32 protein-coding genes are annotated in these 25,601 nt (G+C 64.4%); 7 read left to right on the top strand and 25 right to left on the bottom strand.

Features of this window, described 5'->3' with window-relative positions:
- Positions 1–5: 5 nt before the first annotated feature.
- Complete coding sequence (locus IRL76_RS03360) at positions 6–308, top strand: putative quinol monooxygenase (RefSeq protein WP_200983163.1); 303 nt, start codon at positions 6–8, stop codon at positions 306–308.
- On the opposite strand, the gene IRL76_RS03355 is transcribed toward IRL76_RS03360, so the two are convergent.
- The 5 genes from IRL76_RS03355 to IRL76_RS03335 all read right to left on the bottom strand — a co-directional run bounded on the left by IRL76_RS03355 (position 268) and on the right by IRL76_RS03335 (position 5,974).
- Complete coding sequence (locus IRL76_RS03355; protein ID WP_200983161.1) at positions 268–1,623, bottom strand: methyltransferase family protein; 1,356 nt, start codon at positions 1,621–1,623, stop codon at positions 268–270. The genes IRL76_RS03360 and IRL76_RS03355 overlap by 41 nt on opposite strands.
- 56 nt (positions 1,624–1,679) lie before the next feature.
- Complete coding sequence (locus IRL76_RS03350; RefSeq protein ID WP_246449958.1) at positions 1,680–3,020, bottom strand: outer membrane protein assembly factor BamB family protein; 1,341 nt, start codon at positions 3,018–3,020, stop codon at positions 1,680–1,682.
- Between the two features lie 38 nt (positions 3,021–3,058).
- On the bottom strand, positions 3,059–3,853 hold the full coding sequence (locus IRL76_RS03345) for a tetratricopeptide repeat protein (RefSeq protein ID WP_246449957.1): 795 nt from the start codon (positions 3,851–3,853) through the stop codon (positions 3,059–3,061).
- Positions 3,854–3,968: 115 nt separating this feature from the next.
- On the bottom strand, positions 3,969–5,111 hold the full coding sequence (locus IRL76_RS03340; protein ID WP_200983157.1) for a glycosyltransferase family 4 protein: 1,143 nt from the start codon (positions 5,109–5,111) through the stop codon (positions 3,969–3,971).
- Complete coding sequence (locus tag IRL76_RS03335; protein WP_200983155.1) at positions 5,108–5,974, bottom strand: alpha/beta fold hydrolase; 867 nt, start codon at positions 5,972–5,974, stop codon at positions 5,108–5,110. Before IRL76_RS03335 ends, IRL76_RS03340 begins: the two co-directional genes overlap by 4 nt.
- 74 nt (positions 5,975–6,048) lie before the next feature.
- Here IRL76_RS03335 and IRL76_RS03330 point away from each other — a divergent pair, with 74 nt between their 5' ends.
- Complete coding sequence (locus IRL76_RS03330) at positions 6,049–7,440, top strand: protein adenylyltransferase SelO family protein (RefSeq protein ID WP_200983153.1); 1,392 nt, start codon at positions 6,049–6,051, stop codon at positions 7,438–7,440.
- 81 nt (positions 7,441–7,521) lie between these two features.
- Positions 7,522–8,937 (top strand): succinylglutamate-semialdehyde dehydrogenase, encoded by a 1,416-nt coding sequence (gene astD / locus IRL76_RS03325; protein ID WP_200983151.1) that lies wholly within the window; start codon positions 7,522–7,524, stop codon positions 8,935–8,937.
- 9 nt (positions 8,938–8,946) lie between these two features.
- Here the strand turns inward: astD and IRL76_RS03320 are convergent, their stop codons facing one another.
- The gene (locus IRL76_RS03320) at positions 8,947–9,657 is read right to left on the bottom strand and encodes a hypothetical protein (RefSeq protein WP_200983149.1); all 711 of its coding nucleotides are present in this window, start codon (positions 9,655–9,657) and stop codon (positions 8,947–8,949) included.
- Positions 9,658–9,870: 213 nt separating this feature from the next.
- Positions 9,871–10,371: a glycine zipper 2TM domain-containing protein gene (locus IRL76_RS03315; RefSeq protein WP_200983146.1), complete on the bottom strand. Its 501-nt coding sequence runs from the start codon at positions 10,369–10,371 to the stop codon at positions 9,871–9,873.
- A 182-nt stretch (positions 10,372–10,553) separates the two neighbouring features.
- Here IRL76_RS03315 and rarD point away from each other — a divergent pair, with 182 nt between their 5' ends.
- Positions 10,554–11,456 (top strand): EamA family transporter RarD, encoded by a 903-nt coding sequence (gene rarD, locus IRL76_RS03310; RefSeq protein WP_200983144.1) that lies wholly within the window; start codon positions 10,554–10,556, stop codon positions 11,454–11,456.
- Here rarD and pyrC read toward each other — a convergent pair.
- Positions 11,434–12,471 (bottom strand): dihydroorotase, encoded by a 1,038-nt coding sequence (gene pyrC / locus IRL76_RS03305; RefSeq protein ID WP_200983142.1) that lies wholly within the window; start codon positions 12,469–12,471, stop codon positions 11,434–11,436. The genes rarD and pyrC overlap by 23 nt on opposite strands.
- 38 nt (positions 12,472–12,509) lie before the next feature.
- Here pyrC and ygfZ point away from each other — a divergent pair, with 38 nt between their 5' ends.
- On the top strand, positions 12,510–13,250 hold the full coding sequence (gene ygfZ / locus IRL76_RS03300; RefSeq protein WP_200983140.1) for a CAF17-like 4Fe-4S cluster assembly/insertion protein YgfZ: 741 nt from the start codon (positions 12,510–12,512) through the stop codon (positions 13,248–13,250).
- Here ygfZ and IRL76_RS03295 read toward each other — a convergent pair.
- Positions 13,234–13,833 carry a TetR/AcrR family transcriptional regulator gene (locus IRL76_RS03295; RefSeq protein ID WP_200983138.1) on the bottom strand — a complete coding sequence of 200 codons (600 nt, stop codon included), beginning with the start codon at positions 13,831–13,833 and terminating at the stop codon, positions 13,234–13,236. The genes ygfZ and IRL76_RS03295 overlap by 17 nt on opposite strands.
- Positions 13,834–13,949: 116 nt before the next feature.
- On the opposite strand from IRL76_RS03295, the gene IRL76_RS03290 reads away from it, so the two are divergent.
- Positions 13,950–14,828 carry a metal-dependent hydrolase gene (locus IRL76_RS03290; RefSeq protein WP_200983136.1) on the top strand — a complete coding sequence of 293 codons (879 nt, stop codon included), beginning with the start codon at positions 13,950–13,952 and terminating at the stop codon, positions 14,826–14,828.
- A 59-nt stretch (positions 14,829–14,887) separates the two neighbouring features.
- Here IRL76_RS03290 and IRL76_RS03285 read toward each other — a convergent pair whose 3' ends face one another.
- From IRL76_RS03285 to rplU, 3 genes are all read right to left on the bottom strand, one after another.
- The gene (locus IRL76_RS03285; protein ID WP_200983134.1) at positions 14,888–15,421 is read right to left on the bottom strand and encodes a GNAT family N-acetyltransferase; all 534 of its coding nucleotides are present in this window, start codon (positions 15,419–15,421) and stop codon (positions 14,888–14,890) included.
- Positions 15,422–15,624: 203 nt separating this feature from the next.
- On the bottom strand, positions 15,625–15,894 hold the full coding sequence (gene rpmA / locus IRL76_RS03280) for a 50S ribosomal protein L27 (protein ID WP_200983133.1): 270 nt from the start codon (positions 15,892–15,894) through the stop codon (positions 15,625–15,627).
- Between the two features lie 12 nt (positions 15,895–15,906).
- The gene (gene rplU, locus IRL76_RS03275; protein ID WP_200983131.1) at positions 15,907–16,383 is read right to left on the bottom strand and encodes a 50S ribosomal protein L21; all 477 of its coding nucleotides are present in this window, start codon (positions 16,381–16,383) and stop codon (positions 15,907–15,909) included.
- A 132-nt stretch (positions 16,384–16,515) separates the two neighbouring features.
- Here rplU and IRL76_RS03270 point away from each other — a divergent pair, with 132 nt between their 5' ends.
- Entirely contained in the window at positions 16,516–17,091 is a 576-nt protein-coding gene (locus IRL76_RS03270; RefSeq protein ID WP_216629303.1) for a hypothetical protein, read from the top strand.
- A gap of 66 nt (positions 17,092–17,157) precedes the next feature.
- Here the strand turns inward: IRL76_RS03270 and IRL76_RS03265 are convergent, their stop codons facing one another.
- The 13 genes from IRL76_RS03265 to IRL76_RS03210 form a co-directional block, all read right to left on the bottom strand.
- Positions 17,158–17,589 (bottom strand): hypothetical protein, encoded by a 432-nt coding sequence (locus tag IRL76_RS03265; RefSeq protein WP_200983127.1) that lies wholly within the window; start codon positions 17,587–17,589, stop codon positions 17,158–17,160.
- A 79-nt stretch (positions 17,590–17,668) separates the two neighbouring features.
- Positions 17,669–18,136, bottom strand: a complete 468-nt coding sequence (locus IRL76_RS03260; protein WP_200983125.1) for a molybdenum cofactor biosynthesis protein MoaE — start codon at positions 18,134–18,136, stop codon at positions 17,669–17,671.
- The gene (locus IRL76_RS03255; protein WP_200983123.1) at positions 18,129–18,368 is read right to left on the bottom strand and encodes a MoaD/ThiS family protein; all 240 of its coding nucleotides are present in this window, start codon (positions 18,366–18,368) and stop codon (positions 18,129–18,131) included. Before IRL76_RS03255 ends, IRL76_RS03260 begins: the two co-directional genes overlap by 8 nt.
- Before the next feature lie 3 nt (positions 18,369–18,371).
- Positions 18,372–18,671 (bottom strand): Rossmann fold domain-containing protein, encoded by a 300-nt coding sequence (locus IRL76_RS03250; protein WP_200983121.1) that lies wholly within the window; start codon positions 18,669–18,671, stop codon positions 18,372–18,374.
- On the bottom strand, positions 18,671–19,042 hold the full coding sequence (locus tag IRL76_RS03245; protein ID WP_200983119.1) for a dihydroneopterin aldolase: 372 nt from the start codon (positions 19,040–19,042) through the stop codon (positions 18,671–18,673). Before IRL76_RS03245 ends, IRL76_RS03250 begins: the two co-directional genes overlap by 1 nt.
- Before the next feature lie 9 nt (positions 19,043–19,051).
- Positions 19,052–19,942 carry a class I SAM-dependent methyltransferase gene (locus IRL76_RS03240; protein ID WP_200983117.1) on the bottom strand — a complete coding sequence of 297 codons (891 nt, stop codon included), beginning with the start codon at positions 19,940–19,942 and terminating at the stop codon, positions 19,052–19,054.
- Positions 19,942–21,333: a threonine synthase gene (gene thrC / locus IRL76_RS03235; protein ID WP_200983115.1), complete on the bottom strand. Its 1,392-nt coding sequence runs from the start codon at positions 21,331–21,333 to the stop codon at positions 19,942–19,944. Before thrC ends, IRL76_RS03240 begins: the two co-directional genes overlap by 1 nt.
- 50 nt (positions 21,334–21,383) lie before the next feature.
- On the bottom strand, positions 21,384–21,974 hold the full coding sequence (locus tag IRL76_RS03230; RefSeq protein WP_200983109.1) for an SURF1 family protein: 591 nt from the start codon (positions 21,972–21,974) through the stop codon (positions 21,384–21,386).
- 78 nt (positions 21,975–22,052) lie between these two features.
- Entirely contained in the window at positions 22,053–22,874 is an 822-nt protein-coding gene (locus IRL76_RS03225) for a cytochrome c oxidase subunit 3 (RefSeq protein ID WP_200983107.1), read from the bottom strand.
- Positions 22,875–22,939: 65 nt separating this feature from the next.
- Positions 22,940–23,512: a cytochrome c oxidase assembly protein gene (locus IRL76_RS03220; protein WP_200983105.1), complete on the bottom strand. Its 573-nt coding sequence runs from the start codon at positions 23,510–23,512 to the stop codon at positions 22,940–22,942.
- A gap of 7 nt (positions 23,513–23,519) precedes the next feature.
- On the bottom strand, positions 23,520–23,642 hold the full coding sequence (locus IRL76_RS14640) for a hypothetical protein (RefSeq protein ID WP_281388141.1): 123 nt from the start codon (positions 23,640–23,642) through the stop codon (positions 23,520–23,522).
- Positions 23,642–24,556: a heme o synthase gene (locus tag IRL76_RS03215; RefSeq protein WP_200984156.1), complete on the bottom strand. Its 915-nt coding sequence runs from the start codon at positions 24,554–24,556 to the stop codon at positions 23,642–23,644. The genes IRL76_RS14640 and IRL76_RS03215 overlap by 1 nt, the downstream gene beginning before the upstream one ends.
- Positions 24,557–24,579: 23 nt before the next feature.
- Positions 24,580–25,551, bottom strand: coding sequence for an alpha/beta fold hydrolase (locus IRL76_RS03210; RefSeq protein WP_246449955.1), 972 nt, complete (start codon positions 25,549–25,551; stop codon positions 24,580–24,582).
- Positions 25,552–25,601 lie beyond the last annotated feature (50 nt).

Genomic DNA, 25,601 nt, shown 5'->3' with positions numbered 1-25,601 from the left:
CGGCGATGATCCAAATAAACGGTACCATCAAGCTGGCAGGCGATGCGGGACAGGACGTGATCGATGCGGTGGTGGCGATGGTCCGCGCCAGCCGCGCGGAAGATGGCTGCTACGATTACACCTTCGCCCGCGACCTCGCCGATCCCGATACGCTGATCCTGTTCGAACGCTGGCGCGATCGTGAAGCACTCGCCGCGCACGGGGCTTCGGCGCACATGAAGGAATTCCAGAAGGTCATGGCGGCGAACCCGCCGGTCGCGCGTGACCTCAGGATGTACGAGACGGACGAAGGCCAACCGCTCGGCTGAGCATGTCCGCCGCGCGTGTAAGGGGCGCGGTCAGCAGTCCGTATTCCGCCATGAAGGCGTGATATTCGCGATATTTCGGGTCTTCGCGCAGGAGATGCGCTTCCTCGGTCTTCGCGCGCCAGTAGTAGATGCCGTTGACGACGAAGAGGAAGAAGGTGTTGCGGATCGCCTCCACCGGGTTGCCGGTCGACACCAGAAACGGCAGCGTCGCGCACCACCAGAACAGGTTCTTGGAAACATATGCGGGATGGCGCGTGAAGCGGTAAGGCCCATTGGTCAGCACGCCGCGATAGGTCAGGTTCGAGAAGCGCAGGCCGAAAGCAAACGTCGCCCAGGCATAGGCCGCAGTGAGTGCCACCAGCAGAACGGCCCAGGCGCTCAGCAGGGCCGGATTGCCTTCCATCCAGTAGATCCAGCCGGGCGTGTTCTGCTCGTAATTGATCGCCTTCCCGTCACCGAGGATGCCCCAGACAAGCGGCGGATAGCAGATCAGCGCGGCCGCCCAGCCACCGAGGAAGGGATTCCCGCTGCGGATATGCGCGTCGAGCGGACGCATGGTGACGATGTAGCCGACCGTGCCGATGATCACGTCGACCATGAACATCGCCTCGATCACCGTCAGGGCGAGCTGGGCCGGGTTCTGCGCCAGCATGGCAAGGTCCGCGCTCACCACATGGTCGAAGGCGAAGGGCGTTATCGAAATCATGAAGGCGGTGAAGAACCCCTTGATGATCCAGGTGCGCCAGTGCGCCTTGACGGCTTCGAGCTCCCATCCTGCCTGGCGCGTTAGCAGTGCACCGAAGTGCCAGGCGTGATCCCTCGGTTGCGTCATGTAGCGGTCGATCCACATGACATAGGGGACCGACAGGATGACGAGCGGGATGGCCGACCATGCAAGCACGCGGATGGCGAAAACGTAGTTCCCGCTCCAGTACCAGCGGCACAGGCAATAGAGCGCCGCGATGATCGCCCAGGTGGCCCATATCCCGAACAGCTTGGTCCAGGTGATACGGCGGTCGGGCTTGCGCGATTTTCCGAGTCCCCAGTCGAGGCCCGTCGAGGGGCGCAGGTGGACCTTGTCGACCAAGATCGACCACAGCGCCATGGGCAGGGCGGCGGCGAACAGTGCCGCAAGCGCCGCGTGCGGTCCCGACATCACCTGATGCGGTCCGGGCAATTGCAACGCGTCGGCGATCGCTGGGTATGAGCGCGCGAAAGCGACCCAGCCGAACAGGCCGGCAAGGCCCATCAGCCCGACCGCCGCCGAAACGTCGCTTTCCGGCCGCGTCAGCCTTTCGGTGGATACGTCGCCCATCTTGCCCCCGCCCTTACACGAGAATGGTTAACAGGGCGGCGGCAGAAGGTCCAAAATCAGCGGAAGGCGGTGATCCGCCCGCTGTCGTCAAGGACATAGAGCGTCTTGTTGGCCACGATCGGCGCCAGCGTGACCGACTCGCCGATGTCCTGGAACAGGCTCGCCGAACCCTCGGCAGTGCTGATCTTGTAGATCTGGCCTTCCGAGTTCACGGCCCACAGGTTGTTGCCGGCGAGGACCGGTCCGTTCCAGAAGATCTGGCCCTTCTCGTCCTTCATGTCGCGCCACTTCGGCAGCTGCGTCAGCCAGCGTACCTTGCCCGAGCTGCGGGCAATCGCCAGCAGGCGCGCGTCGTCGGTGAGGGTGAAAATCCACTCGCCGGCGATAGCCGGGGTGGAAATGCCCGCAAGGTTGAGTTCCCAGATACGCTGTCCGGTGACCAGCTCGTAAGCCGCCATGCGACCGCCCTGGCCGAGTGCATAGACACGGCCCTGGTCGATGATCGGGTCGGCGTCGATGTCGGTGAGCGACGACACCGAGGTCGAAATCGATGTTTTCGCCAGAGCATCGGCCCACAAGGTGCGCCCGTTTTCGTATCGGTGCGCGATGAGTTCGCCCGAGCTGTAGCCTGCAATCACCGTACCTTGTCCGGCTGCGGGCGCGGCAACGCCGAAAACGCCTGCCAGCGTCGAGGAACCTGATTCCTGCCACTGGACCGAACCGTCGGCCAGGCTGAGGGCGAAGATCTGGTTGTCCTGGCTCATCACGAAAGCGAGGCCAAAGGCGATGGTCGGTGCACCGCGCAGCGGACCGCCGGGCTTTACCTTCCATTGCTGCGCCCCGTTGCCGGCATCGAGCGCGACTACGTTCCCGGCACCATCGGTCATGTAGACCTTGCCTGAATCATAGCTGGCGCCGCCGCCGAAGGACGAAGGCTTGAGGTCGCTCGCCATCTCTGCGGCATAGCTCCAGCGGCGCGCACCGGTCTGCGCGTCGAACGCGGTCAGTTGCCCGTCGCTGCCGACGGCGAAAAGCTTTCCATCGCCGACCACCGGAGCCGAGCCGAGGCGGCGCGTCTTGCTGGTACCTTCAACCTGCGTGGTGAAGGCGCGGGTCGGTGTCGCCGAAAGGGCTAGGTGTCCGTAGGACTTGCTCGCGGTGCCGCCGGCCTGCGCCCAGTCTGCATTGACCTGTTCGGGCGGCAGGACCACGGCCACGCCTGCAAGCGCAGGGTCGACCGAAGTGCTGGTGACGATCTTGGAAAGGATCGGCTGGCGTTCGCCCAAAGTCGGGGTCTGTTTCTTGTCACCCTTCCCGAACAGCCCGCCACTGCAGGCCGCAAGGCCGAGGGCAAGGGCTGCTACCAGCGCGCCACGCGAAATCGACTGTCGATCCATCCGTACCATCTTCCGTTCGTTCCGGCCCCGAAAGGCGCTTATTGTCCTGCCGCGGGCGCTTCGGCCCCGGCATCGCGTTCAAGACCCTGCTCCTTGAGCAGCGCATCGACGTCTTCGATTGCATCGACACCCAGCACGCCGGCCATCTGGCGCGCGCGCGACCTGAGCGTTTCGGGCACTTCGTCGTCCTTGGCGATCTGGGCGAACATTGCGCCTGCCTCGGCACGTTTGCCCATGTCGAGATAGGCATGGGCGACCATTTCGCCCGCGCTGCCGAAATAAGGGTTACCTGGAACCGCCAGCGGCTTGAGCGCGGCGATGATGTCGGCGCTCTTCATGGTGTCGTACTTGACCGAAATTTCCCGCACCTTGGCAAGGTCGCGCATGACCTGCGGGGCGCTGTCATCGGCCGCAACGGCGGCGAACAGCTTGGCTGCTTCTTCGGGACGTTGCTGCTGCGCGGCGATGCCGGCACGGATCATCCCGGCGGCCGCGGATGCCGCGCCTTCCTTTGCGCCGGCAAGTTCCTCGAGGCCATCATAGCCGCTCTTGAGGTTGCCTACGCCGACCTGATCGAGTGCACCGACGAGCACTTCGGAGTTCTTCTCCATCGCCGCTTCCTGGCGGCTCTGCCAGAACAGGTAGCCGCCGAACCCGACGAGCCCGGCAATCACGACGCCCAGCAGGGGCTTGCCCCACTTGGTCAGGAATTCCTCCGTATCGCCCTGGCGAACGGCATCGTCCACCTCGCGCAGCAGTGCTTCCTGCTCTGCGGCGTCTCGCTGGGCGAGCTTGTCTTCGCGGGTCATCGGGGTCTTGGGTGTGAGGGCCACTTGGGGCGGGCTCCGCTTGGGTTGTGAAAGGTTCGCGGGTCTTTAGGCAGTGCGCAGGTCAAGGGCAATGGTGCAACCAACCTGTCCCCGTCCGAGTGAACCGGGCATGAAAGCTCTACAAATCCCGCCGCATGGCACTGGAATAGAGCCGCCGGTAGGTCGCAACCATCTTCGCCTCGTCGAACTGCGCCACCGCCTTCGTCCGGTTGGCCTCTCCAAGGCGCGATCGAAGTTCCTTGGAGAGCGACAATTGCAGCAGGTTTTCGGCCAGTTCCGCCTCGTCACCGGGTGAGGAGATGTATTCCGCATTCTCGTCCGACACGATGTCGGCGATATCGCCCACCGCCGGGGCCGCGACCGGAAGGCCCGCTGCCATCGCCTCGACCACGGACAGGGGAAACTGCTCGGAATCGCTCGACAGGGCGAAGATGTCGAAAAGGCCGATTACGCGTGCAGGATCGTCCACCGCTCCGGGCAGGTGGACGCGGTGATTGACGCCCAGCCGGTCAGCTTCCGCCTCGATCGCCGCGCGCGCCTCGCCCTCGCCCAGGATGACGAGGTGCCAGTGTTCCTGCAGCGGGGCGAAGGCACGCACCAGGCGCGGCAGGTTCTTGATCGTCCTCAGCCCAGCCAGCGTGCCGACCCACATTTCGCCTGGACGCTTGATGGTCCGCAAAACGTCCTTCTTGGGGCGCATGGCGAAAGCCTTGGTGTCGATACCGTTGGGAATGCGCTTCACGCGGCCCAACGGCTGCTGCCAATCGACCAGCGCGATTTCCTCGAGCTTCTCCGATGGCACGACCAGTCCGGCCGACTTTCCCAGCGCGACACGGCGATACCAGGTGCGGCTGGTCTTCAGCTTCCTTAGTTCGCTTTCGTCGAAGCCGTCCTCGTGATGGATCAGCGGCGGGAGATTGTGCAGGTCCTTGAACAGCGTGTGCGCCATCACCGCGTCCATCGCGCCCCAGTTGTAGGTCAGGACGAGGTCGTAACCCTTCATCGCCCTTGCGATCTTCTGCAGGCGGCCGGGAAGCGGCAGGCCCTTCAGGCTGGGAAATTCCGGCTGCAGGATGACATGGATACCCCTGACGATGCCATCCGCAGCGCCCAGCCGCTCGGGTTCGGCGGACACTATCGTGTGGCGCGCCTTCGCTCCGAAAGCGTTGATCAGCTGGACAGTGCGCCGCTCCTTGCCACCGGCGGCGAAAGTCGACTGGAGGTGGAGGATATGCGGGACGCCGCCGTTCTTCGCGCTCATGCAAGTCCTGCGAGGAAACTGTCGATTGCCGCTCGGGCCTCTGGTTCGTCGAGCGTGGGCGCATGACCTACATCCGGAATCGTGGTCGCTGCCGCTGCAGGGGCACGTCTGCGCATTTCGGCGAAGGCTTCCTCGCCTAGCAGGCCCGAAATCCCTCCGCGCAGCATCAGCAGCGGCTTGGCGGCCAGCGTCTCGAAAGCGGGCCAGAGGTCGGGCGGGACCGCGTTTTCGTCGGCCGCAAGAATCGGCTCGGCGATCTTCATGTCGTAGTCGAACACGATGCGCCCGCCGCTCGACAGGGTCAGCGTGCGCTTGGCCATGGCAATCCACTGTTCGGTATCGAAACGCGGGAAGGTCGCCCCGTGAACTTCTTCGAGAGCACGGGCGGCATGCATCCAGGTGGGGAAGCTGCGCCCTTGCCCGACATAGCCCTTGATCGTGTCGAGGCCGCTGGTCTCGAGAACCGGACCGACGTCGTTGAGCACGGCACCGGCAATACGCTGCGGCTGCAATGTCGCGAGGATCATCGTGATCAGCCCGCCCATCGAGGTCCCGACCGACACGAAGCTCTCGATCCCCTCCTGGTCGAGCAGGGCCATCAGATCGCCGACATAGGTGGGCACGGCATAGGTGGCCGGGTCGTCCGAATAGTCGCTGTCCCCGCGTCCGCGCATTTCGGCAACGATCACGCGCCAACCCTGCGCGGCGATGTGGGGTGCAAGCGCCTCGAAATCGCGCGCATTGCGGGTCAGCCCATGCAGGCAGATCACCGGCGGGCGCGCATCGCTGCCGGGGTAATCGCGGAAATGGAGGGTGAGACCGTCGGCGCTCTGCCAGGTGCGGTCGGTGTAGCTGTTGTCCATTGCTGGCGGCGTTCGTCCCGTCGCTGGTTGGTGGCGCCCTTGTGCCGGACGCCTTCACCCCCCACTATCGCGACATGCGAGGAGAACCGCAAGCCGCGAGCTATCGCCCCGATCCTGCAATCCTCGAATTGTCAGACTGGCTCGGCGATCCGGTCGAGGCAGCCGATTTCCCCGAGACCAGGCTGCGCTTCCGCAACGACCGCCATGCTGCAAGCATCGGCCTCGCCGGGATGTCGGACGAGGAGTGGGTGGCGCATTTCGGACGCTTCGAGCCGCTGGAGGACAATCTCCCGCAACCGCTCGCCCTGCGATACCACGGCCACCAGTTCCGCGTTTACAATCCCGAACTGGGTGACGGGCGCGGTTTCCTCTTCGCCCAGATGCGCGATGGCCAAGACCGGCTGCTGGACCTGGGCACCAAGGGTTCGGGACGCACGCCGTGGAGCCGCGAAGGCGACGGGCGGCTGACGCTCAAAGGCGCGGTGCGCGAAATCCTTGCGACAGAGATGCTCGAGGCGCTCGGGGTCTACACCTCGAAGACCTTCAGCGTGGTCGAAACCGGCGAGGCGCTGCAGCGCGGCGACGAGCCTTCGCCGACGCGCTCGGCAGTGATGACCCGTCTCTCGCACGGTCACATCCGTATTGGCACCTTCCAGCGGCTCGCCGTATTCGAACAGCGCGATCACATGGCGCAGCTGGTCGATTATTGTCTTCATAGGTTCCCTGGTCCCGCTGCGAGCGGGACAGACGAAAACCCCGCCGCCACGTTGCTGGGACAGGTCGTGGAGCGCCTTGCCGACCTCGCCGCAAGCTGGATGGTCGCGGGCTTCGTCCACGGCGTCCTCAACAGCGACAACATGAACATCTCGGGCGAGAGCTTCGACTACGGCCCGTGGCGCTTCGCGCCGCGCTGGGACCCGGGCTTTACGGCCGCCTATTTCGACCACCAGGGCCTCTACGCCTTCGGCCGCCAGCCCGAGGCGCTGCACTGGAATTGCGGGCAGCTGGCCTTGGCATTGCGCCAGCTGTCCGACGCCCCGCCACTGATTGCCGCGATGGAGCGCTTCGGTCCTGCCTACATGGAAGCGATCGGGCGGCGCTGGTGCTGGCGTCTTGGCGTCGAATCGCGCGGGGCAGAGGAAGATGCCGCCCTCGTCGCCGCGAGCGAGGCGCATTTGCGCGAAAGCAGCGAGAGTCCCGATGCCTTCTTTTTTCGCCATCGCGGCGGCCGGGGAGCCCAGGGCAGCCTCGCCGAGGCACTTGCCGCCTATCAATTGCTCGATACGAGCCACGATTACTGGTCGGAGGAACAACCTCAGTCGATGCTGATCGAAGAGGTCGAATCGATCTGGTCCGCCATCGACCAGCGCGACGACTGGAGCGTGCTCGAAGCCAAGGTGGCTGCCCTGCGGCGCATGGGTGAAGCGCACGGGATCCCGCCGGGACCCCTTGGCCATGCGGGTTAGTTACATAAATGGATATTTGACCGCTTGCCTCGCCTCGCACATAGGCGCGGGCATCCGGGATCGCGACGCGGGAAGGTAGAAGTGTCTAGCAACGAACTGGTTTCCTTCGAGCCTGCAACCGGTGCCGAAATCTGGCGCGGCACGGCGGGCAATGTCGAAGCAGTCATCCACCGCGCGGCCGGTGCCAAGGCAGAGTGGGCGCGCACGCCGCTGGGCAACCGCATCGAGCTGCTCCGCCGCTTCGCAAATACCGTCCGCAAGCACGCCGAGCCCTTCGCCGAACTCATCGCCCGCGAAACCGGCAAGCCCCTGTGGGAAGCCCGCACCGAGGTCGAGGCGGTCATCGCCAAGGTGGAGATTTCGGTCACCGCCTATGCCGAGCGCACCGGCCAGAAGAAGCTCAACAGCGCCCTCCAGGGAACAGCGGCGCTGCGCCACAAGCCGCATGGGGTGATGGTCGTTCTCGGCCCGTACAACTTCCCCGCGCACCTGCCCAACGGCCACATCGTCCCCGCGCTGATTGCGGGCAATGTCATCATCTTCAAGCCGTCGGAGAAGACGCCGGCGGTGGGCGAATTTCTGACCCGTTGCTTCCACGAGGCAGGCATTTCCGAAAGCGTCATCCAGTGCATCCACGGCGGCCCGGAAGAGGGCAAGGCGTTGGTCGAGCACGATGCGATCGACGGCGTTCTCTTCACCGGCTCCGCACGCGCGGGCATCGCCATCAACCGCAAGCTGGCGACCAACCCGGGCAAGATCGTTGCGCTGGAAATGGGCGGCAACAATCCGATCGTTGCCATCGACACGCCCAAGCTGGAAGACGCGGCAGTCACCATCATCCAGTCCGCCTTCACCACCGCAGGCCAGCGCTGCACCGCAGCGCGACGCCTGATCATCGTCGATTCGATGTTCGACAAGCTGGTCGCCGAGGTTAAGCGCCTGACCGAACGGCTGATCGTCGACGAACCCTTCGCCGAACCCCAACCATTCATGGGCTGCGTGATCGACAACCAGACGGCGGACCTCTTGTCCGAGAGCTTCGTCGCTTTGATGAACCGTGGTGGACGCCCGGTCATGCACATGAAGCGCAAGGACGAGAGCCTTCCCTTCCTCAGCCCCGCCATCCTCGATGCGACGGACATTGCCGAACGTCCCGACATCGAGTTGTTCGGCCCGCTGCTGCAAGTCATCCGCGTGGCCGATTTCGATGCCGCTATCGCCGAGGCCAACAACACCCGTTACGGCCTCGCCGCTTCGCTGATTGGCGGCGGTCCGAAGGATTTCGAGCATTTCTGGACCGAAATCCGCGCCGGTGTGGTGAACTGGAACCGCCCGACCAACGGCGCATCCTCGGCCGCGCCGTTCGGCGGCGTCGGCCTGTCGGGCAACCATCGTCCCGCAGCCTTCTACGCCGCCGATTATTGCGCCTATCCGGTGGCGAGCACCGAGATGGAGCAGCCGCGCGCGAACATCGGTGTGGGCCTCAAGGACGCCTGACGCCCGTCCTTATTCGGACGTGACAAGATCGATCTGCGTCACGTCCGAAGGCAGGCGCGTGGCGTAGACGACGACGGCTGACTTGCCCTTGGTGCCGCTGAGGATATTCGCCTCGCCCTTGAGCACGTGTTCGACCGCGTAGCCTGCCGCCGTCGCGCGCGAGGCGTAGAAGGCGAAGACTTCGTCGATCTCCACCGGGGTGAGGAAGGTCACGATGCGCAGCGCACAATCGCCCTCGTCGGTGCCGGCGGCCTCCTGCGTATTGCCGCGCGGATAGACCGGGAAAGTGGCTGGCAGCTTCGCAGCCCAAGCCGCACCGTATTCGACGCTATCGGCGCAGTTCGCCCCACCCGGCGTGACGGCTGCCTTGGCGGCGGCGACCATCGCCTTCGTGTCGGGGGCATTCGCGGCGAGTTGGCGCGCGGCCGGCGCAGGCTTCATGTTTGCCGTGCCGCCAACCAGTTCTACCGCCCTCGTCCGGGCTGCTTCGATGGCGCGGATGCTCTTGTCGATTTCCGGAACCGCGTCGTTGCCGGTGCCCGAAAGCGCCGCGCCCGCCTCGTTGCGGTTGGCAAGGTCCGGGTCGGTCATGAGCTCGTCATTGAGCGCCTGCTGGCTGGCCGGATCCATCGCCTCGCCCTCTTTCGGACCGGTGGCGTTGTTACCGCAGGCCGAAACAAGTGCCAGTGCGGCAAGTGCAGAAATCGGACGCAAATTCATGGGGTCTCCCGCTATCGCTTGACGTTGTCACTGGCGCGGGACGCCTCCCGACGCCAGCCACCAGCGCCAGCTGCATCATAGCGGGACGGTGGTAGTCCCAAAAGGTAAAGGGCGCCGCCCGCCCCCGGAATTGGAGACAGACGACGCCCTCACGGCTCGGTGGAAGCCGTGCCTCGGGCCGTGGGTGGGCACGACCGAAGACTGGTGTTCAGATTATCCGCAGCGAGTGCTGGAGCGGTCGATCGCACGACCCAGCAGGGCGCCGCCGGCAGCGCCGAGGATGGCGCCAAGGGTCCGATCGCCGCCGCGACCCGCCACTTCGTGACCGATCAGGGCGCCGACACCCGCGCCGACCAGCAGGCCGGTGGTGCCATTTTCCTTGCGGCAGTAATAACGGCCGTCATTGCCGCGCCAGATGCGCGTGTCGCGGTAGACCGGCTCGCCATAATAGCGGTCGTAGCCCATGTAGTAGGGACGCGAGTACGAGCGATAGCGGCGGTCGTCGTAACGATTGTAGTGACCGTATTCCTCGTATTCACGATAGTGCTTGCGATGGCCCTTCTTCTTGCCGTGCTCGTAAGTCATGTCGCCATAGGCGGCATTGGCGTGCGCGACGGCCGATGCGTGGGCATCGGGGGCGGCGGCGGCGGGCATCGACAGGGTCATGCTCGAGGCCGCAAGTGCAATGGCGGCGGTGCGGAAAATCTTGGCCATTTTGCGGTTCCTTCTGGTTTCTTCAGGCGGTGAGACTCGGTGTCTGGTGTTAAGCTTTAGGCCCGCCTTCCTGAACAGAATGCAACGCGGCTGTCAGGATTCGAATTTGCGACAAAGCGACATTCCAGCAGCGACGAATTGTTGCTTGCGGGGCGATTCTCCTGCCCCTAGGCGCTGAATCGATGAACCAGCACCACCCCCACAGCGACCGCACCGGTCTTGGCGCGGCCTTCGGGGCCTATCTGATCTGGGGCTTCCTGCCGCTCTACCTGATCCTGGTGAAGTCGGTGCCGGCCTTCGAATTCGTCGGCTGGCGGATTATCTGGACGCTGCCGCTATGTTTGCTGATCGTCGCCTTCCGCAAGCAGGGGCCGGAAGTCCGCAGCGCGCTTGCCAACCCCAAGGTTCTGGGATTGCTGGCGCTCAGTTCCGCGCTCATTGCCATCAACTGGGTCGTCTACGTCTGGGCAATCCAATCCGGCCAGGTCTTCGCCGCAAGCCTCGGCTACTACATCAATCCGCTGGTCAACGTGCTGCTCGGCACGTTGCTGTTGGGTGAGAAACTGACCCGGCGCCAGTGGATCGCGGTCGGGCTCGCGGCGCTTGGCGTCTCGCTTTTGCTGGGCGGCGCGCTGACCACGCTCTGGATCAGCCTGACGCTTGCGCTCAGCTTCGGCACTTATGGATTGATCCGCAAGCAGGTCCCGGTCGGTTCGGTGCCCGGCCTGACCATCGAGTCCATGCTGCTGCTCGTACCGGCCACCGCGGTCGCCTGGTATTATGCGCAGACGCCGGCGGGTTCGGCATTCACGCAGAGCCTGGGCCTTGGCCTTGCGATCATGCTCGGCGGCGCACTGACGGCTTTCCCCCTGCTGCTCTTCGCCATCGCGGCGCGCCGGTTGCCCTATTCGACGCTGGGTTTCATCCAGTTCCTCGCGCCGAGCATCGTCTTCGTGCTCGGGCTGACTGTGTTCCACAAGCCGCTGCACCCGGCAGAGCTGGCCTGTTTCGCCTGTATCTGGGCGGCAGCCGCGATCTTCGTGTGGGACCTCGTCGCGCGGTCTAGGACGCCAGCCGCCAGCTGAGCGTTTCGCCTGCGTGGAAGGGGACGATCTCCGCTTCCCCGCCGCCAACCGTCGCCGGGACTTCGACCGGTGCCTTTTCCAGCGTAATCATGCTCTCGTTGGCCGGCAGGCCGTAAAAGCGCGGGCCGTTGAGCGAGGCAAAGGCCTCGAACCGGGCAAGCGCGCCTTCCTCGTCGAATACGGTGACATAGCTTTCCAGCGCATAGGGCGCGTTGAAGATGCCCGCGCAGCCGCAGTCGGTTTCCTTGGTATGCTTGTGGTGCGGCGCGCTGTCCGTGCCGAGGAAGTACTTCGTCGAACCCGAAGTCGCCGCCTTGCGCAGCGCCAGCCGGTGCTCCTCGCGCTTGGCAACGGGCAGGCAGTACATGTGCGGGCGAATTCCGCCGACAAGCATGGCGTTGCGGTTGATGTGGAGGTGCTGCGGGGTGATCGTCGCGGCGATGTTCGGTCCCGAAGCATCGACGAATTCCGCCGCCTGCCGGGTTGTGATGTGTTCGAAGATGATCTTCAGTTCCGGCAGCCGCGCGACCAGCGGCTGCATCACGCGGTCGATGAACACCGCCTCGCGGTCGAAGATGTCGATGTCGGCTTGCGTCACCTCGCCATGGACGCACAGCGGCATGCCGATTTCGGCCATGCGCTCGAGCACGCCCATGACATTGGCGATGTCGGTCACGCCCTGCGCCGAATTGGTGGTCGCCCCTGCCGGATAGAGCTTCACTGCGGTCAGCACACCATCCGCGAAACCGGCGGCCAGGTCGTCCGCGTCGCTCTGGTCGGTGAGATAGGCGGTCATCAGCGGGGTGAAGTCCACGCCCACGGGCACGGCGTCGACTATGCGCTCGCGATAGGCGGCGGCGAGTGCGCTCGTCGTCACCGGCGGGACGAGGTTCGGCATGACGATCGCGCGGGCGAACTGACGGGCGGTATGCGGCACCACGGCGCGCATGGTGGCACCGTCGCGAAAATGGAGATGCCAGTCGTCGGGGCGGCGGATTGTCAGCGATTCGGCCATGTGGTTGCCTATGGCGTCCGGTCGCCTATCTGTCACCCATGACCGCTACCCGCCTGTTCGACCGCGCCGTGATCCGCCTGACCCCCCAAGACGAGGGCGAGGACGTGGCCGCATTCCTCCAGGGCCTCGTGACCAATGACGTGACCGGCTTGCTGCCGGTCTATGCGGGCCTGCTGACGCCGCAGGGCAAGATGCTGTTCGACTTCATCGTATGGCCTGCAGGTCACGGCGAATTGCTGCTCGATTGCGAGGCTTCGGCGGCCGAGGAACTGGCGAAGCGGCTTTCGCTCTATCGCCTGCGGCGCAAGATCGACATTGCCGTGGATCCCGCTGTCGCGGTTCACTGGCAGAAAGAGCCTGGTGACGGCGGCGCGGCGGACCCGCGGCTTGCCGATCTTGGCCAGCGCTGGCTTGCGCCCGCCGGTGACGCGGATGAATCTGCCGACGCGGCGTGGCTGGCGCATCGCCTGGCGCTGGGTGTGCCCGAGGGGCACGCCGACATGCAGGACATACTCTGGCTGGAAACCAATGCCGTCGAGCTCAACGGCGTCAGCTTTACCAAGGGCTGTTACGTCGGGCAGGAGAACACGGCACGAATGAACTGGCGGCAGAAGGTCAACCGCCGGCTGGTCGTGGTCCCGCTGTCGCAGTCGAACGAGAAGCGCCGAAAGCATGCATATGATGCGCTCGATCTGGCCGTCGAACATCGGCGTGTCGAGGATATCGCGCCCGACGCTGCGCCCGAATGGATGCGCTCCGGCCTCAGCCCTGCGGAGTAAGCGCGGCGATCGAATTCATCAGCATCCGCTCGGCCCGGTCGCGGGCTGCGGTCTCCGGCAATCCGAGCGAGCGCGAGAGTGCCTGTCCGATCAAGGCATCGCCCATGGCCATCAGGACGAGCGCCAGCGTCTCTTCGTGAACCTGGAGCGGCGCGGCACCGTGCGCAGCCTCTTCAGGTGCGATTTCGTCGACGAGGTCATGGATCGTCTCGACGATCGGGGTCAGCGCATCTTCGTTACCGGTGAGGATCATCCAGCTGGCGAGTGCGCCGGCGCCCTCCTTGTCGAAAGCGTCGAAGGCGAGGTCGACCACTTCGCGTGGGCTACCCAGACCCGCCCTGCTCGCCCGAACCGCGTCGACGATGGTCGAGCACACGGTTTCGGCCAGATGGCGCGCCAGTTCGCGCTGCAATCCGGCAGCCGACCCGAAATGGTGGAGCAGGTTCGCATGCGTGCGCCCGATTCGCGCAGCCACGGCCTTCAGCGTTACCGCCTGGGGCCCGGCCTCGATCAGCAGGGCGCGTGCGGACTCCAGCGCAGCAAGGCGGGATTCTTCGGGTGACAGTCGTTTACGGGTCGCCATCGTTAAGGCGTTAGCTCATCGCATCGGCGGGGTGAAGCCCATGCGAGATGCTTATTGACAATTGTGTCAGTAAGCCTTACTTACACTGATGTAAGTTAACCCTAGTGGAGTTCCCGATGAACGCCCCTGTCCAATTCGATGTCGATACGCGCCGCAGCGTCCCCACCCCGGCGGACCTGACCCTGACTGTGCGCGACGAACGTTTCAACCGCGGCACCACCCCGCGCCGCTGGTGGGCCGGCGAGCCTTTTGGCACCGCCTGGCATAACGCACTTTCCGCGACCTTCCCGCGTGGCGAGGCCTTCTTCATCGAGGCCGTGAAGGCCCATCGCGACGGCGCCGACCCCAAGCTGGCCGCCGAGATCCGCGCTTTCGTGAAGCAGGAAATCAACCACACGCGCGAACACGTCGCCTTCAACCGTCTCGCCGAAGAACATGGCTATGATATCAAGGCGATCGACCAGCGCGTCGCCGAAATGCTGGCGCTGACGAAGGACCGTCCGGTCATCGTCAACCTTGCCGCGACCATGGCTCTCGAACACTACACGGCCATGATGGCCTACGAGTTCCTCGCGAACCCCAAGCATTTCAAGGATGCGGACGAGGAGGTTCGCAAGATGTGGGAATGGCATTCGATCGAAGAGATCGAGCACAAGGGCGTCGCCTACGACACCTATCTGCATGCCACTCGCGACTGGTCGCCCTGGCGCCGCTACAAGCTGCGCAGTCTGATGATGCTGATCGTCAGCTTCAACTTCTTCAGGAACCGCTGGAACGATACGCTCGAACTTCTGGCGCAGGACGGGATTACCGGCCGCAAGGCGAAGTGGGGCCTGTTCAAGTACCTTACCGTCAGCCCGGGTGTCGTGCGCCGGATCTTCCCGGCATGGTTGAGCTACTTCAAGCCCGGCTTCCACCCGTGGGACCACGACGACCGCGCCCTCATCAACAAGTTCGAGGGCGATTTCGAAGCGGCACTGATGCCCGCCGAGTAAGCCTCGGGTCTTCGAATGTGAAAAGGCCCCGCGAGCGATCGCGGGGCCTTTCTATTTGGTCAGGCGGCCATTGGCGGGAGCATGTCGGCCTCGTCGAGGTCGAGCACATACTCGATCGACGCAACCTGTTCGCCGCGCGCGAGGCTGTGGCGCTTGCCGATGCAGCCCGTGGGCACGAAACCGGCCTTGCGCAGCACCCTGCCCGATGCCGGGTTGTCGACGAAGTGCCCGGCAACCAGCCTGCGGTGACCGAGCAGCTTGGCCACTTCCACCACCCCGCGGGCAGCTTCGGCCGCATAGCCCCTGCCCCATGCGTCACGGGCGAACCAGTAACCGACCTCGGGCTGGCCATCGTGTTCGCCCAAGCCGGCCGAGCCGATGATCCGGCCACTGCCTGATTCGACCACGAGGAAATGGGGAAGGCGTTCGTCCTGGGGGAGTTCGACGAAGAACCTGGCGGCGGCCTCGTCATAGGGCCACGGCGCGCGCGCGAGGTTGCGGACGATACCCTCGTCGGCAATCGCTTCGAGCACGCCCTTCCAGTCTTCGGGCCAGGCAGGCCGCAACAGCAGCCTCTCCGTTACATGGAACATCGGTATTCTCCCCTTTGGACCACGCTCCGGGCTCCTAGGCCGGACGCGTGACAGTTGCGTGGCGGCGAAAGGAAATTTCGCCAGTCTGAGAGGGAGAAACGACAAGAGGGAGACGGGTCGGTCCCATCTCCCTCTTCAGCTGCCGGTGGTTATCCCGGCTGGGACCGTCCTGTCTGGACGATCCCTTTATCGGAGCGTCCGATTTATTCGGCGGCTTCTGCCATCATGTCTACCGACACGAACTTGCGACCGAGCTTGCCCTTGTGGAATCGCACGATACCGTCGGTAAGCGCGAAAAGGGTGTGGTCCTTGCCCATGCCGACATTGCTGCCCGGGTAGAACTTGGTGCCACGCTGGCGCACGATAATGTTGCCGGCGACCACGTCCTGGCTGCCGAACTTCTTCACACCAAGGCGACGACCGGCCGAGTCACGACCGTTGCGCGATGAACCGCCTGCTTTTTTATGTGCCATGGTTCGCGCTCCTTACTTCTTGGCTTCGGTCTTCTTGGCAGCAGCCTTCTTGGGCGCAGCCTTCTTGGCGGGAGCGGCCTTCTCGGCAGCTTCCTTCTTCGGCGCGGCCTTCTTGGCCGGAGCCTTTGCTTCCGCAGCGTCGGCCTTCGGAGCGGCTTCCTTCTTCGGAGCAGCCTTCTTCTCGGCCTTCGAATCGCCCACGGCGACGATGCGCAGCAGGGTCATCTGCTGGCGGTGGCCGTTCTTGCGACGATAGTTGTGACGGCGACGCTTCTTGAAAACGACGACCTTTTCGCTCTTCGCCTGCGCGATGATCTCGGCCGAAACGACGGTCTTGGCGGCATCGGCGAGCTTGTCGCCATCGCCGGCCAGCAGGACGTCGCCCAGCGTAATGGTGTCGCCGGCTTCGCCAGCGAGCTTTTCAACCGCGATCTTGTCTCCGGCGGCAACCCGGTACTGCTTGCCGCCCGTGCGCACTACTGCGAACATGGTGGTTATCTCTCAATCAATTAGCTTTGCCGTACTCTTGCGAATATACGGCGCACCCGTCGAGCCGCCGGATGGCGGCCCCGGAAAGAAGCGTGCCGTTAGGCGAAAGGTGGTTGCAAGTCAACGGCCCGGATGCGGATTTTTGCATGTCCGCTGGCGCGCCGCGTCACGCGTGATATGGAGGCGGCGATGACCGACCGCAAGTTCATTCGCCCTGCTCTCCTCGCCCTTGCCCTTTCCGGATGTGCCGGCACCGGCACCGACGGCTATCCCTCGCTCGCCATTCGCGATGTCGAGCGGGTCGAGGGCAACTTCGAACCTGCTCCTTCGCAGCAGCTCGATGTCCCTCCCGTAGAAGTCGACCTGAGCGGTGGTCTGGATGCGCGCCTTGCAGCGCTGGTGGCACAGGCACGCGAGGCCCATGCCACCTTCGCCGCTGCGCAGCCCGGAGCCGAAAAGCTGGTGGGCGCTGCTGCCGGCGCAGACATCGGGAGCGACAGCTGGGCCGCCGCGCAAGTGGCGCTGGCTGACCTCGATTCGGCGCGCAGCATTGCCGCGATTGCCCTCGGCGAACTCGACATCATCCATGCCGCCGCCTCGATCCAGGCAGAGGACGCCTCGGCCATCGATGTGGCGCGCGGGCAGGTCATCGACCTCATCAGCGAAGAAGACTCGGTCCTCGAGCGGCTGCGTTCGCGCGTTCGCTGATCCCGGAAAGAAAATCGCGGGACCGGTCGCCCGGCCCCGCGAGGTGTACTGGATACCGGGATTACCTTAGCCGGCAACGCTCCCCACGATCGTGACGGCCACGATGCCCCAACAGAATACCAGTACGGGAAGGATCAGGACCTGCACCGCGGCATCCTTCGCTGCCACGCGGCCGGTATGGGTCATAATGCCATGGAGCTTGAGTGCCCCCCAGCTCTTGGGCTTCTTCTGCGTCTCTTCCGGCGCAAGACGCGACCAGACGACCGGCAGGGCGAAACCCGCAATGATCGAAACAGCGAAGAGGACCATCGGCAGGATCAGCCCGCCCGAAGGCACGCCGATAGCCATGACCGCCAGGAAGCCGAGATAAAGCCCGACGGTCGCCATGTAGAACCCTTTCGGGAGCTCGAAGCTGCGATCCACGATGGTCGGGGTAACGGCATGGTCGCGGACATTTGCCTGGCCGGCGACGAGATCACGGGGGAGGTTCTTCGACATTTACGCTGCTCCTTGCTGTTGAGGAGCAAGTTGCGGCGAATCGGAAGCGGGTTCCTTGATATGGATCAACACCCTGGCGTTAGTTCCAGCGGGCAAGATCCGTATGGTCGATGTCGCGCGGTTCGATCCAGTGCCAGCCGTCCGCGCGCTTCTCGCGCTTCCACAGCCACGCCGCGCTCTTGAGGTGGTCCATCAGGTATTGCGCGGCATCGAAGGCATCGCGGCGATGGCGCGCTGCGGTGGCCACAAGGACGATCGCCTCGCCCGGCGTCATGACGCCGACCCGGTGCCAGACGAGTGCCCCGTCGAGCGAGAACCGGGTGCGGGCCTCTTCGGCCAATCCTTCCATGCCCGGCAGCGTCAGCGGTTCGTAGTGCGAAAGTTCCAGTGCCAGTACGTCGCCATCGGGACGGACCTTGCCGAGGAAGGAAACGACCCCGCCGGCCGCCTCGTGTGCGGCATTGAAGGCCGCCAGCGCCTCACCGACGCTCAGCCCCCTGTCGAGCAGGCGCACGTCGAGCGGGGTCGAGAGTGTCAGCCTAGCCACCGCTTACCGGCGGGAGCAGCGCGATCTCGTCTCCATCGTTGGCACGCAGCGCAGTCTTGTCGGCCAGCACCCGTCCGGCGCAGGCGACGTTTACGCGGTCCAGCCTGAGCTGTTCGGCAACCTCGGGTCCGACGACTTCGAGCAGTGTGTTCCAGCTTAGCGGCCCCGTGACCTCGCGCTCCTGCACTCCGGCAAGGTCGCGCAGGGGACCGAGGAAGAGGATCCGGACCATCGCTCAGGTCTCCAGGTACTGGCCGGTGATACCGGGCGCCGCTGCAAGATAGGTTTCGGTCGCGTCGACCGCTTCGCCCTCGCCCGCGACCATGTTGACCCGGCGCGGCGTGTGCTTGCGCGCGAGCCCGGCAACGATGGCCAGCCGCCATTCGCTATGCGTATGGTCGGCGGAAGGCACAACAATCATCACGTCCTCGCCCTTGCCGAGGAAGTCCTCGACATGGGCCAGCCAGTGCTGGTGGAACACGCCGGCTGCGGCGAGCGGATCGTCCGGCAGGCCGTCGACCGCAATTCGCTTCATCACCGGCGCTCGCGGTGGAGGGTGATGCCGATCTTCTCGTGCGCCTCGGCGATGGCGAGCTTGACGATCTTAACGGTGACCGCCTCGACGCGGCTGTCCTGCAGGAACAGGGTTTCGCAGACGTGGTCGGCAACTGCCTCGATCAGCTTGAAATGGACGCCTTCGGGCAAAGCTTCGGAGGCCGCGAACTTCAGATCCATGTAGTTCTTGCTCGCATCGAGCGAGGTCTCGGCCTCGTACTTCGCCAGCGGCTTCATCCGCGCCTGGATGGTGAAGCGCAGCGGCTGCGGGCGCCCGGTCTCTTCGGAATAGATGCCGGTGAGCACGTCGTGCTCGAAATCGGCCACCTCGAGGATCAGCGAATCGGTCATGGCCTGCCCCTAGCGCGGATTGGACCAGCGCGCGAAGATTGCGGTGGGGAGCAGGCGATCCGAATCCTCTTCCTGCACTGCAAGATCGCCGTGCTCGATCTTGCCAGGGAGGCCTGAGAACACCTCGTCGAGCAATCCGCCAAGCGCGAGGCTGCTCATGCGCACCGCATAGACGGTGAGGAACAGGAAGCTGCTGTCGGCATCGAGCAGCTGGCGGCAATCGGCGATGAGACCGGGCAGCCCTTCCTCCAGCCGCCAAACCTCGCCATCGGGACCACGCCCGAACTTGGGCGGATCGAGGATGATGCCATCGTAACGCCGTCCGCGCCGCACCTCGCGCGCGGTGTATTTCATCGCGTCCTCAACCAGCCAGCGGACCGGGCGGTCCTCCATGCCCGAAAGCGCGGCATTCTCGCGCGCCTGTGCGACCGACTTCTTGCTCGCATCAACATGGGTGACGCGGCCATATTTCGACAGGGCGAGCGAACCGACGCCGGTATAGCCGAACAGGTTCATCGTCTCGGCATCGTCCCTGCCGGCAAGCTGTTCGCCCATCCAGCTCCACACCGGGGCCATGTCGGGGAAGAAGCCAAGATGGCGGAAGGGCGTGCACTGAGCGTTGAAACGCACTTCGTCGCCCCAGCCAAGTTCCCAGCCCGCGCCCGGAACGTCCTTGAAGTATTGCCAGCGCCCGCCGCCGTCCTCATCGCTGCCGGGAACGAACTCGCCATGCGCATCCCAACCCTCAAGCCGAGGAGTCCACATGGCCTGCGGTTCGGGACGGATGAAGCTGTAGGGCCCGTAGGCCTCGAACTTGCGGCCATTGCCGCTGTCGAGCAGGCGATAGGCATCCCAGCCCTCGCCGACCATCAGCATGGGATTGCGGACGAGCTCGGCCATCAGGATGCGTTGGCGAGGATGTGGTCGCGCACAGCCTCGTAAGTGCCCGGGAGTTCGACGTAAGCCTCCTCGCGCGCGAAGAGGTCGCCGACACGGGCAGGCAGCGGCGGGCGCGTGCCGGTGGCACGTTCGACGGCATCATTGAATTTGGCCGGGTGAGCTGTGGCAAGCGTCACCACGGGAATATCGCCTGGTAGCTCGGCATGGCGGGCGGCGTGGAGACCAATCGCGGTGTGCGGGTCGATGATTTCGCCGCAATGCTCATAGGCCCAGCGCATCGACTGTGCGGTCTCGCCTTCGTCGGCACGCGTGCTGGTGAAGAGCGCCGAGGCACCCTGCTGCTGGGCATTGGTGAGGCGCATGGCCTTGCTCGCCTCAAAGGCGCGCATCTGCTCGGCGAGCGCCGCTCCGTCTCGTCCACCGACATCGAAAAGCAGGCGCTCGAAGTTGGAGGACACCTGGATGTCCATGCTCGGCGCGGCGGTCGGGGTGACCGTGCCGGTCGAATAGTCCCCTTGGGACAACGCACGGTGGAGGATGTCGTTGATGTTTGTGGCAACCACAAGGCGTTCGATCGGCAGGCCCATCTGCGCGGCGACATAGCCGGCGAAGACGTCCCCGAAATTGCCCGTCGGCACGCTGAAGGCGAGCTTGCGTTCGGGGCCGCCCAACTGGAGCGAGGCGGCAAAGTAATAGACCACCTGCGCCATCAGGCGGGCCCAATTGATCGAATTGACCGCTCCGATGCGATGCTTGGCCGTGACGTCGGCATCGGCGAAAATACGCTTCACCATGGCCTGCGCATCGTCAAAGCTGCCGTCGATGGCGATGTTGTGGACATTGGGCGCGCGCACCGTCGTCATCTGGCGACGCTGGACGTCGCTCACCCGGCCCTTGGGGTGGAGCATGAAGATCTCGACCCGGTCGAGGCCCGCAACCGCATCGATGGCTGCGCTGCCGGTATCTCCACTGGTCGCGCCAACAATGGTCAGGTTGCCATCCTCGCGCCCGAGGAATTCCTCGAAGAGCAGGCCGAGGAGCTGCAGCGCCACGTCCTTGAAGGCGAGCGTGGGGCCATGGAACAGCTCCAGCAGCCATTGCTGCTCGTCGAGCTGGACCAGCGGGGTCACCGCCTTGTGCGCGAAGCGGCCATAGGCCTGTGTCGTCAGCTCGAGCAGGCGGTCAGGCGTCAGGCAATCGCCGACAAAGGGCTGCATCACCCGCGCGGCGAGTTCTGCATAGGGCAGGCCGCGCATCGCCGTGATCTCGTCCTGCGTGAAGCGTGGCCATTCCTCTGGCACATAAAGTCCGCCATCCGAGGCGAGGCCAGCCAGCGTGACGCCGGCGAAATCGAGCGATGGCGCAGAGCCGCGGGTGGAGACGTATTTCATCGTGCGATGCGGTTAGCGGGCGGCGGGTGTACGGGCAAGCAAGGGGGGCTTTATTCCCCCTTAGCCTCCCTGCCCCCCGATTGAGTGCGGCGGCGCAGCGCGAGGACGTAGATCACCAGCGCCGTCAGGGCGAAGGAGAACCACTGACCGGCGTAAGCGAGATGATTGTTCGGCAGGTCCCTTGGGTCCGGCAACGCGAGGAGCTCAAGCCCGGGCACCTCGTCCGTCGCGACGATCCTGCCGCCGGGGGCAATCATTCCGCTGACCTCACCGCCGCTCCAAGGAACCGGTGCCGGATCGCGCGAGAAACCCAGGTCGATCTTCACGGGCCTGCCGTCAGGAAGGTAGCAGGTCACACGATGGGCTACACCGCTTTCGCCCCGCGCACTGGAGCCCGCAACTGTCGTCGCATTTATCAGGCTGGCGCAGGTCACGCGGGTACGGCGGTAAAGCACCCCATCGAGAGCGCGCTCGTCGCGCGGATATTCGACCTCCGACGACATGCTCAGCGAGCGCTCGGCATGTGCGATCAGCGCTTCCTTCTGCCCCTTGCGATCGAGCTGCCAGAAACCGAGCGCAATCATCGTCGCGATGGCGGCGGCAACGATTACAGTCGGGATGATGGGAATGCGGCGGGTCATGCGAGGGCTTTCTAAAAGCGAAGGGCAGCCTGACCTAAGCCGGGCTGCCCTCTGCCGTAATCCGAATGTCCGAGGACATCAGTGGATGGGTGCACCCCAGCCGCCCCAGACGTAGACGGCGACGAAGAGGAACAGCCACACCACGTCGACGAAGTGCCAGTACCACGCAGCCGCTTCGAAGCCGAAGTGCTGGCGCGGGGTGAAGTGGCCCTTGTAGGTGCGCACGAGGCAGACGATCAGGAAGATCGTGCCGACAAGCACGTGAAAGCCGTGGAAACCGGTCGCCATGTAGAATGCCGAGCCGTAGGTGTTGCCACCGAAGCCGAACGGCGCGTGGGCGTATTCATAGGCCTGGATGCTGGTGAACAGCGCGCCCAGCAGGATGGTCAGCCAGAGGCCCTTCTTGAGACCGTCACGGTCGCCATGGATCAGCGAGTGGTGCGCCCAGGTGACCGTGGTGCCCGAGCAAAGCAGGATCAGCGTGTTGAGCAGCGGCAGGCTGAAGGGGTCCATGACCGCTTCGATCGCCTTGGGCGGGAACTGCCCGCCAACCACCTCGGAAATCGTCGAGGGGAACAGTGCGAAGTCGAAGAAACTCCAGAACCAGCCGACGAAGAACATCACTTCCGAAGCGATGAACAGGATCATGCCGTAGCGCAGGTGAAGCTGCACGACGGGAGTGTGATCGCCGCGCTGGGCTTCCTTCACGATGTTCGAGAACCAGCTGAAGAAGGTCGCGATAAGGCCCATGATGCCAAGGCCGAGGACGATCTTCGCACTCGGCATGTCGTGCATGAACAGCACCATGCCGCTGGTGAATGTGAGCGCCGAAATCGAGCCGATCAGCGGCCAGATATCGGGTTCGAGAATGTGGTATTCGTGATTGACGTTGCCAGCCATGTTTACGCGTCCTGGTTTTCGCTTTGCGGAGGCCCTTAATGCGCCAATGCGCGCGGGTCTAGGGGCTACTCGGCTAAATCCAAAGCCCGGTGGAAAGTATATGACAGGGTAATCTGCTCAACCCCGTCCATGTTCGGATCGTCGAGCGCCTTCGGATCGACGTAATAAAGCACCGGCATGCGAACCTGCTGCCCCGGTTCGAGCACCTGCTCGGTGAAGCAGAAGCACTGGATCTTGTTGAAATACTTGCCGGCCTGCTCGGGCTCGACATTGAATGTCGCGGTGCCGGTGATGCGCTCGTTGGAATTGTTCTTGGCGATGTAGATGGCCATGTCGCGCTGGCCGATCGTGACCGTATCGGTCGGCTGTTCCGGGTGGAAGCTCCACGGTACGTCGCCCGCGGTGTTGGCATCGAAGCGAACCGAGATCGTTCGTGCCGCACCGCTCGCCGCCTGGCGAGCGGCGATGTCGGCGTCGCTCTCACTGGCGCGCTGGGTCGTGCCGCCGAAGCCGGTGACCTGGCAGAACAGCTGGTAAAGCGGGACAGCGGCATAACCGAGACCAAGCATCGCAGCAGCGCCAAGCAGCGCCAGCATTGCGGTGCGGTTCTTGCGGGCTTGCAGCGTTGCAGCAGTCATGATGGCCTCACATCCTGACGATGGTGATCACGTAGAACAGGACGGCAAGGCCCAGCAGGATGCCGCCGAGCACAAGATTGCGGCTCTTCTGGCGGCGACGGAATTCGGCTTCTTCTTCGGGAGTCATCATCAGGCCATCAACATGGGGGTGAGATAGGCATCCGCCACCAGCGCAGCGAACAGGGCGAAGAGATAGGCGACGCTGAAACCGAACAGGCGCTTTTCAGGCTTCATCGTATCGCCCTCCGCCGTGTCGCGCAGGCCCACAGGCAGCGCGAGGGCGAAGAAAGCAAGGCTGAGTGCCGAGGCGATCACGCCGTAGACCGCGCCCGTGTAGCCGAGATACCAAGGCGCGATGGCGATGGGGGCCAGCAGGACCGTGTAAACGAGGATCTGGCGACGGGTCGATTTCTCGCCCCTTACGACCGGCATCATTGGAATGCCGACATTTGCGTAATCGGTCTTCACGAACAGCGCGAGCGCCCAGAAATGCGGCGGCGTCCACATGAAGATGATCGCGAACAGCAGGACCGGCATCAAGGTGATGTCGCCGGTAACGGCAACCCAGCCGATCATCGGTGGGAAGGCCCCGGCGCCGCCTCCGATGACGATGTTCTGCGGTGTGCGCGGCTTGAGCCAGATGGTGTAGACCACAGCGTAGTAGAAGATCGAGATCGCCAGGATGGAAGCCGCAAGCCAGTTGACGCCCAGCCCCATGATGACGACCGAAGCAGCCGAGATGAGAATGCCGAAATCGCGTGCGTCGGTGCGATGAAGCCGACCTGCAGGCAGCGGGCGCTGCGCGGTACGCTTCATCCCGGCATCGATATCCGCTTCCCACCACTGGTTGAGCGCAGCCGCCCCGCCCGCGCCCAGCGCTATACAGAGAATGGCAGTGAAGCTCAGCACAGGGTGAATGCTTCCCGGCGCGGCAAGCAGGCCGCACAACCCGGTGAAGATCACCAGCGTCATCACGCGCGGCTTGGTCAGCGCAAAGAAGTCTCGCCAGTCGGCGGGGAGTTGGGTGGGGATCGCCTGGGTCATGGAATCGGGGGCCATATAGGGCGCTAGAGTCGCTTTAGCCAGTCGATCAGCAAGCGGTTGACCTCTTCGGGCCGCTCCTGCTGCGTCCAGTGGCCGACACCTTCGAGGACATGGCCTTCGACGCGCGGAGCGAACAGAAGCATCATGGCCACCGGGTCGGCAACCGCGCCGAAGAGGGTCGTGGCCGGATCGCGGGTGCCACCGATGAACAGCGCGGGCTGTTCGATCTTCTTGCCCACCCAGCCTTGCAGCCACTCGTAATCGTTCTCGTGGTTGCGGTAGCGGTTGAGCGGGCCTCGAAAGCCCGACGCCTTGAACTCGCCCTCGTAGTAGTCGAGGTCTTCCTCGGTCAGCCACGGGACGGGTTGCGGATCGGGCAACCCCTCGAGGAAGGTCGCGCCCAGCTGCTTGCTCCAGTATTCGCCCGGCGGGACATCGCCGCTGATCGAATACATCATCCGCGCCACCCAGTCGCGCGGATCGCGTTCGGCCTCATCCTCGGCCACACCCGGCTCCTGGAAATACTCCTGGTAGAAGAACCGGCCCTGGCTGGTGAAATTTTCGCGGAACACCTCGGTGAAGGGGCGTTGCGGCACGCCGGCGAACGGCACGGACATGCCCGCGACCGCGCGGAAGTGGTCGGGATTGGTGAGCGCGGTGTTCCATACGATCGGCGCCCCCCAGTCGTGCCCGATCAGCACAGCGGGTTCATCGGGGTGCAGCGCCAGTTTGAGGCCCACGAGATCTGCGACGATGTGTTCCATTGCGTAGGCATCGACTGCGTGAGGCTTGTCCGAGCCGCCATATCCCCGCACGTCGATGGCACAGGCGGTAAACCCGGCAGCGGCAACCGGGCCAAGCTGGTGACGCCAGCTGTACCAGCTTTCAGGAAAGCCATGGACCATGATGGCAAGCGGCGCCGTGCCCGGCTCCGGGCCCTCGATGGCACAGCGCAGGCTCAGTTCGCCGACATCGATGGTGCGCATTTCGGGCATGCTCTTCTCCTGGTCCTCAACGGCAAACGGCCGGCCCTTTGGGGACCGGC

Source organism: Qipengyuania soli, from assembly GCF_015529805.1.
Classification (GTDB): domain Bacteria; phylum Pseudomonadota; class Alphaproteobacteria; order Sphingomonadales; family Sphingomonadaceae; genus Qipengyuania; species Qipengyuania soli.
This window is presented reverse-complemented; position numbering and strand designations above follow the sequence as displayed.

Coding starts and splice junctions, on each gene's coding strand:
- IRL76_RS03360 (WP_200983163.1), top strand. CDS start 6: ATGATCCAAATAAACGGTACCATCAAGCTGGCAGGCGATGCGGGACAG.
- IRL76_RS03355 (WP_200983161.1), bottom strand. CDS start 1,623: ATGGGCGACGTATCCACCGAAAGGCTGACGCGGCCGGAAAGCGACGTT.
- IRL76_RS03350 (WP_246449958.1), bottom strand. CDS start 3,020: ATGGATCGACAGTCGATTTCGCGTGGCGCGCTGGTAGCAGCCCTTGCC.
- IRL76_RS03340 (WP_200983157.1), bottom strand. CDS start 5,111: ATGAGCGCGAAGAACGGCGGCGTCCCGCATATCCTCCACCTCCAGTCG.
- IRL76_RS03335 (WP_200983155.1), bottom strand. CDS start 5,974: ATGGACAACAGCTACACCGACCGCACCTGGCAGAGCGCCGACGGTCTC.
- IRL76_RS03330 (WP_200983153.1), top strand. CDS start 6,049: ATGCGAGGAGAACCGCAAGCCGCGAGCTATCGCCCCGATCCTGCAATC.
- IRL76_RS03320 (WP_200983149.1), bottom strand. CDS start 9,657: ATGAATTTGCGTCCGATTTCTGCACTTGCCGCACTGGCACTTGTTTCG.
- IRL76_RS03315 (WP_200983146.1), bottom strand. CDS start 10,371: ATGGCCAAGATTTTCCGCACCGCCGCCATTGCACTTGCGGCCTCGAGC.
- rarD (WP_200983144.1), top strand. CDS start 10,554: ATGAACCAGCACCACCCCCACAGCGACCGCACCGGTCTTGGCGCGGCC.
- pyrC (WP_200983142.1), bottom strand. CDS start 12,471: ATGGCCGAATCGCTGACAATCCGCCGCCCCGACGACTGGCATCTCCAT.
- ygfZ (WP_200983140.1), top strand. CDS start 12,510: ATGACCGCTACCCGCCTGTTCGACCGCGCCGTGATCCGCCTGACCCCC.
- IRL76_RS03295 (WP_200983138.1), bottom strand. CDS start 13,833: ATGGCGACCCGTAAACGACTGTCACCCGAAGAATCCCGCCTTGCTGCG.
- IRL76_RS03290 (WP_200983136.1), top strand. CDS start 13,950: ATGAACGCCCCTGTCCAATTCGATGTCGATACGCGCCGCAGCGTCCCC.
- IRL76_RS03285 (WP_200983134.1), bottom strand. CDS start 15,421: ATGTTCCATGTAACGGAGAGGCTGCTGTTGCGGCCTGCCTGGCCCGAA.
- rpmA (WP_200983133.1), bottom strand. CDS start 15,894: ATGGCACATAAAAAAGCAGGCGGTTCATCGCGCAACGGTCGTGACTCG.
- rplU (WP_200983131.1), bottom strand. CDS start 16,383: ATGTTCGCAGTAGTGCGCACGGGCGGCAAGCAGTACCGGGTTGCCGCC.
- IRL76_RS03270 (WP_216629303.1), top strand. CDS start 16,516: ATGCGGATTTTTGCATGTCCGCTGGCGCGCCGCGTCACGCGTGATATG.
- IRL76_RS03265 (WP_200983127.1), bottom strand. CDS start 17,589: ATGTCGAAGAACCTCCCCCGTGATCTCGTCGCCGGCCAGGCAAATGTC.
- IRL76_RS03255 (WP_200983123.1), bottom strand. CDS start 18,368: ATGGTCCGGATCCTCTTCCTCGGTCCCCTGCGCGACCTTGCCGGAGTG.
- IRL76_RS03250 (WP_200983121.1), bottom strand. CDS start 18,671: ATGAAGCGAATTGCGGTCGACGGCCTGCCGGACGATCCGCTCGCCGCA.
- IRL76_RS03245 (WP_200983119.1), bottom strand. CDS start 19,042: ATGACCGATTCGCTGATCCTCGAGGTGGCCGATTTCGAGCACGACGTG.
- IRL76_RS03240 (WP_200983117.1), bottom strand. CDS start 19,942: ATGGCCGAGCTCGTCCGCAATCCCATGCTGATGGTCGGCGAGGGCTGG.
- thrC (WP_200983115.1), bottom strand. CDS start 21,333: ATGAAATACGTCTCCACCCGCGGCTCTGCGCCATCGCTCGATTTCGCC.
- IRL76_RS03230 (WP_200983109.1), bottom strand. CDS start 21,974: ATGACCCGCCGCATTCCCATCATCCCGACTGTAATCGTTGCCGCCGCC.
- IRL76_RS03225 (WP_200983107.1), bottom strand. CDS start 22,874: ATGGCTGGCAACGTCAATCACGAATACCACATTCTCGAACCCGATATC.
- IRL76_RS03220 (WP_200983105.1), bottom strand. CDS start 23,512: ATGACTGCTGCAACGCTGCAAGCCCGCAAGAACCGCACCGCAATGCTG.
- IRL76_RS14640 (WP_281388141.1), bottom strand. CDS start 23,642: ATGATGACTCCCGAAGAAGAAGCCGAATTCCGTCGCCGCCAGAAGAGC.
- IRL76_RS03215 (WP_200984156.1), bottom strand. CDS start 24,556: ATGACCCAGGCGATCCCCACCCAACTCCCCGCCGACTGGCGAGACTTC.
- IRL76_RS03210 (WP_246449955.1), bottom strand. CDS start 25,551: ATGCCCGAAATGCGCACCATCGATGTCGGCGAACTGAGCCTGCGCTGT.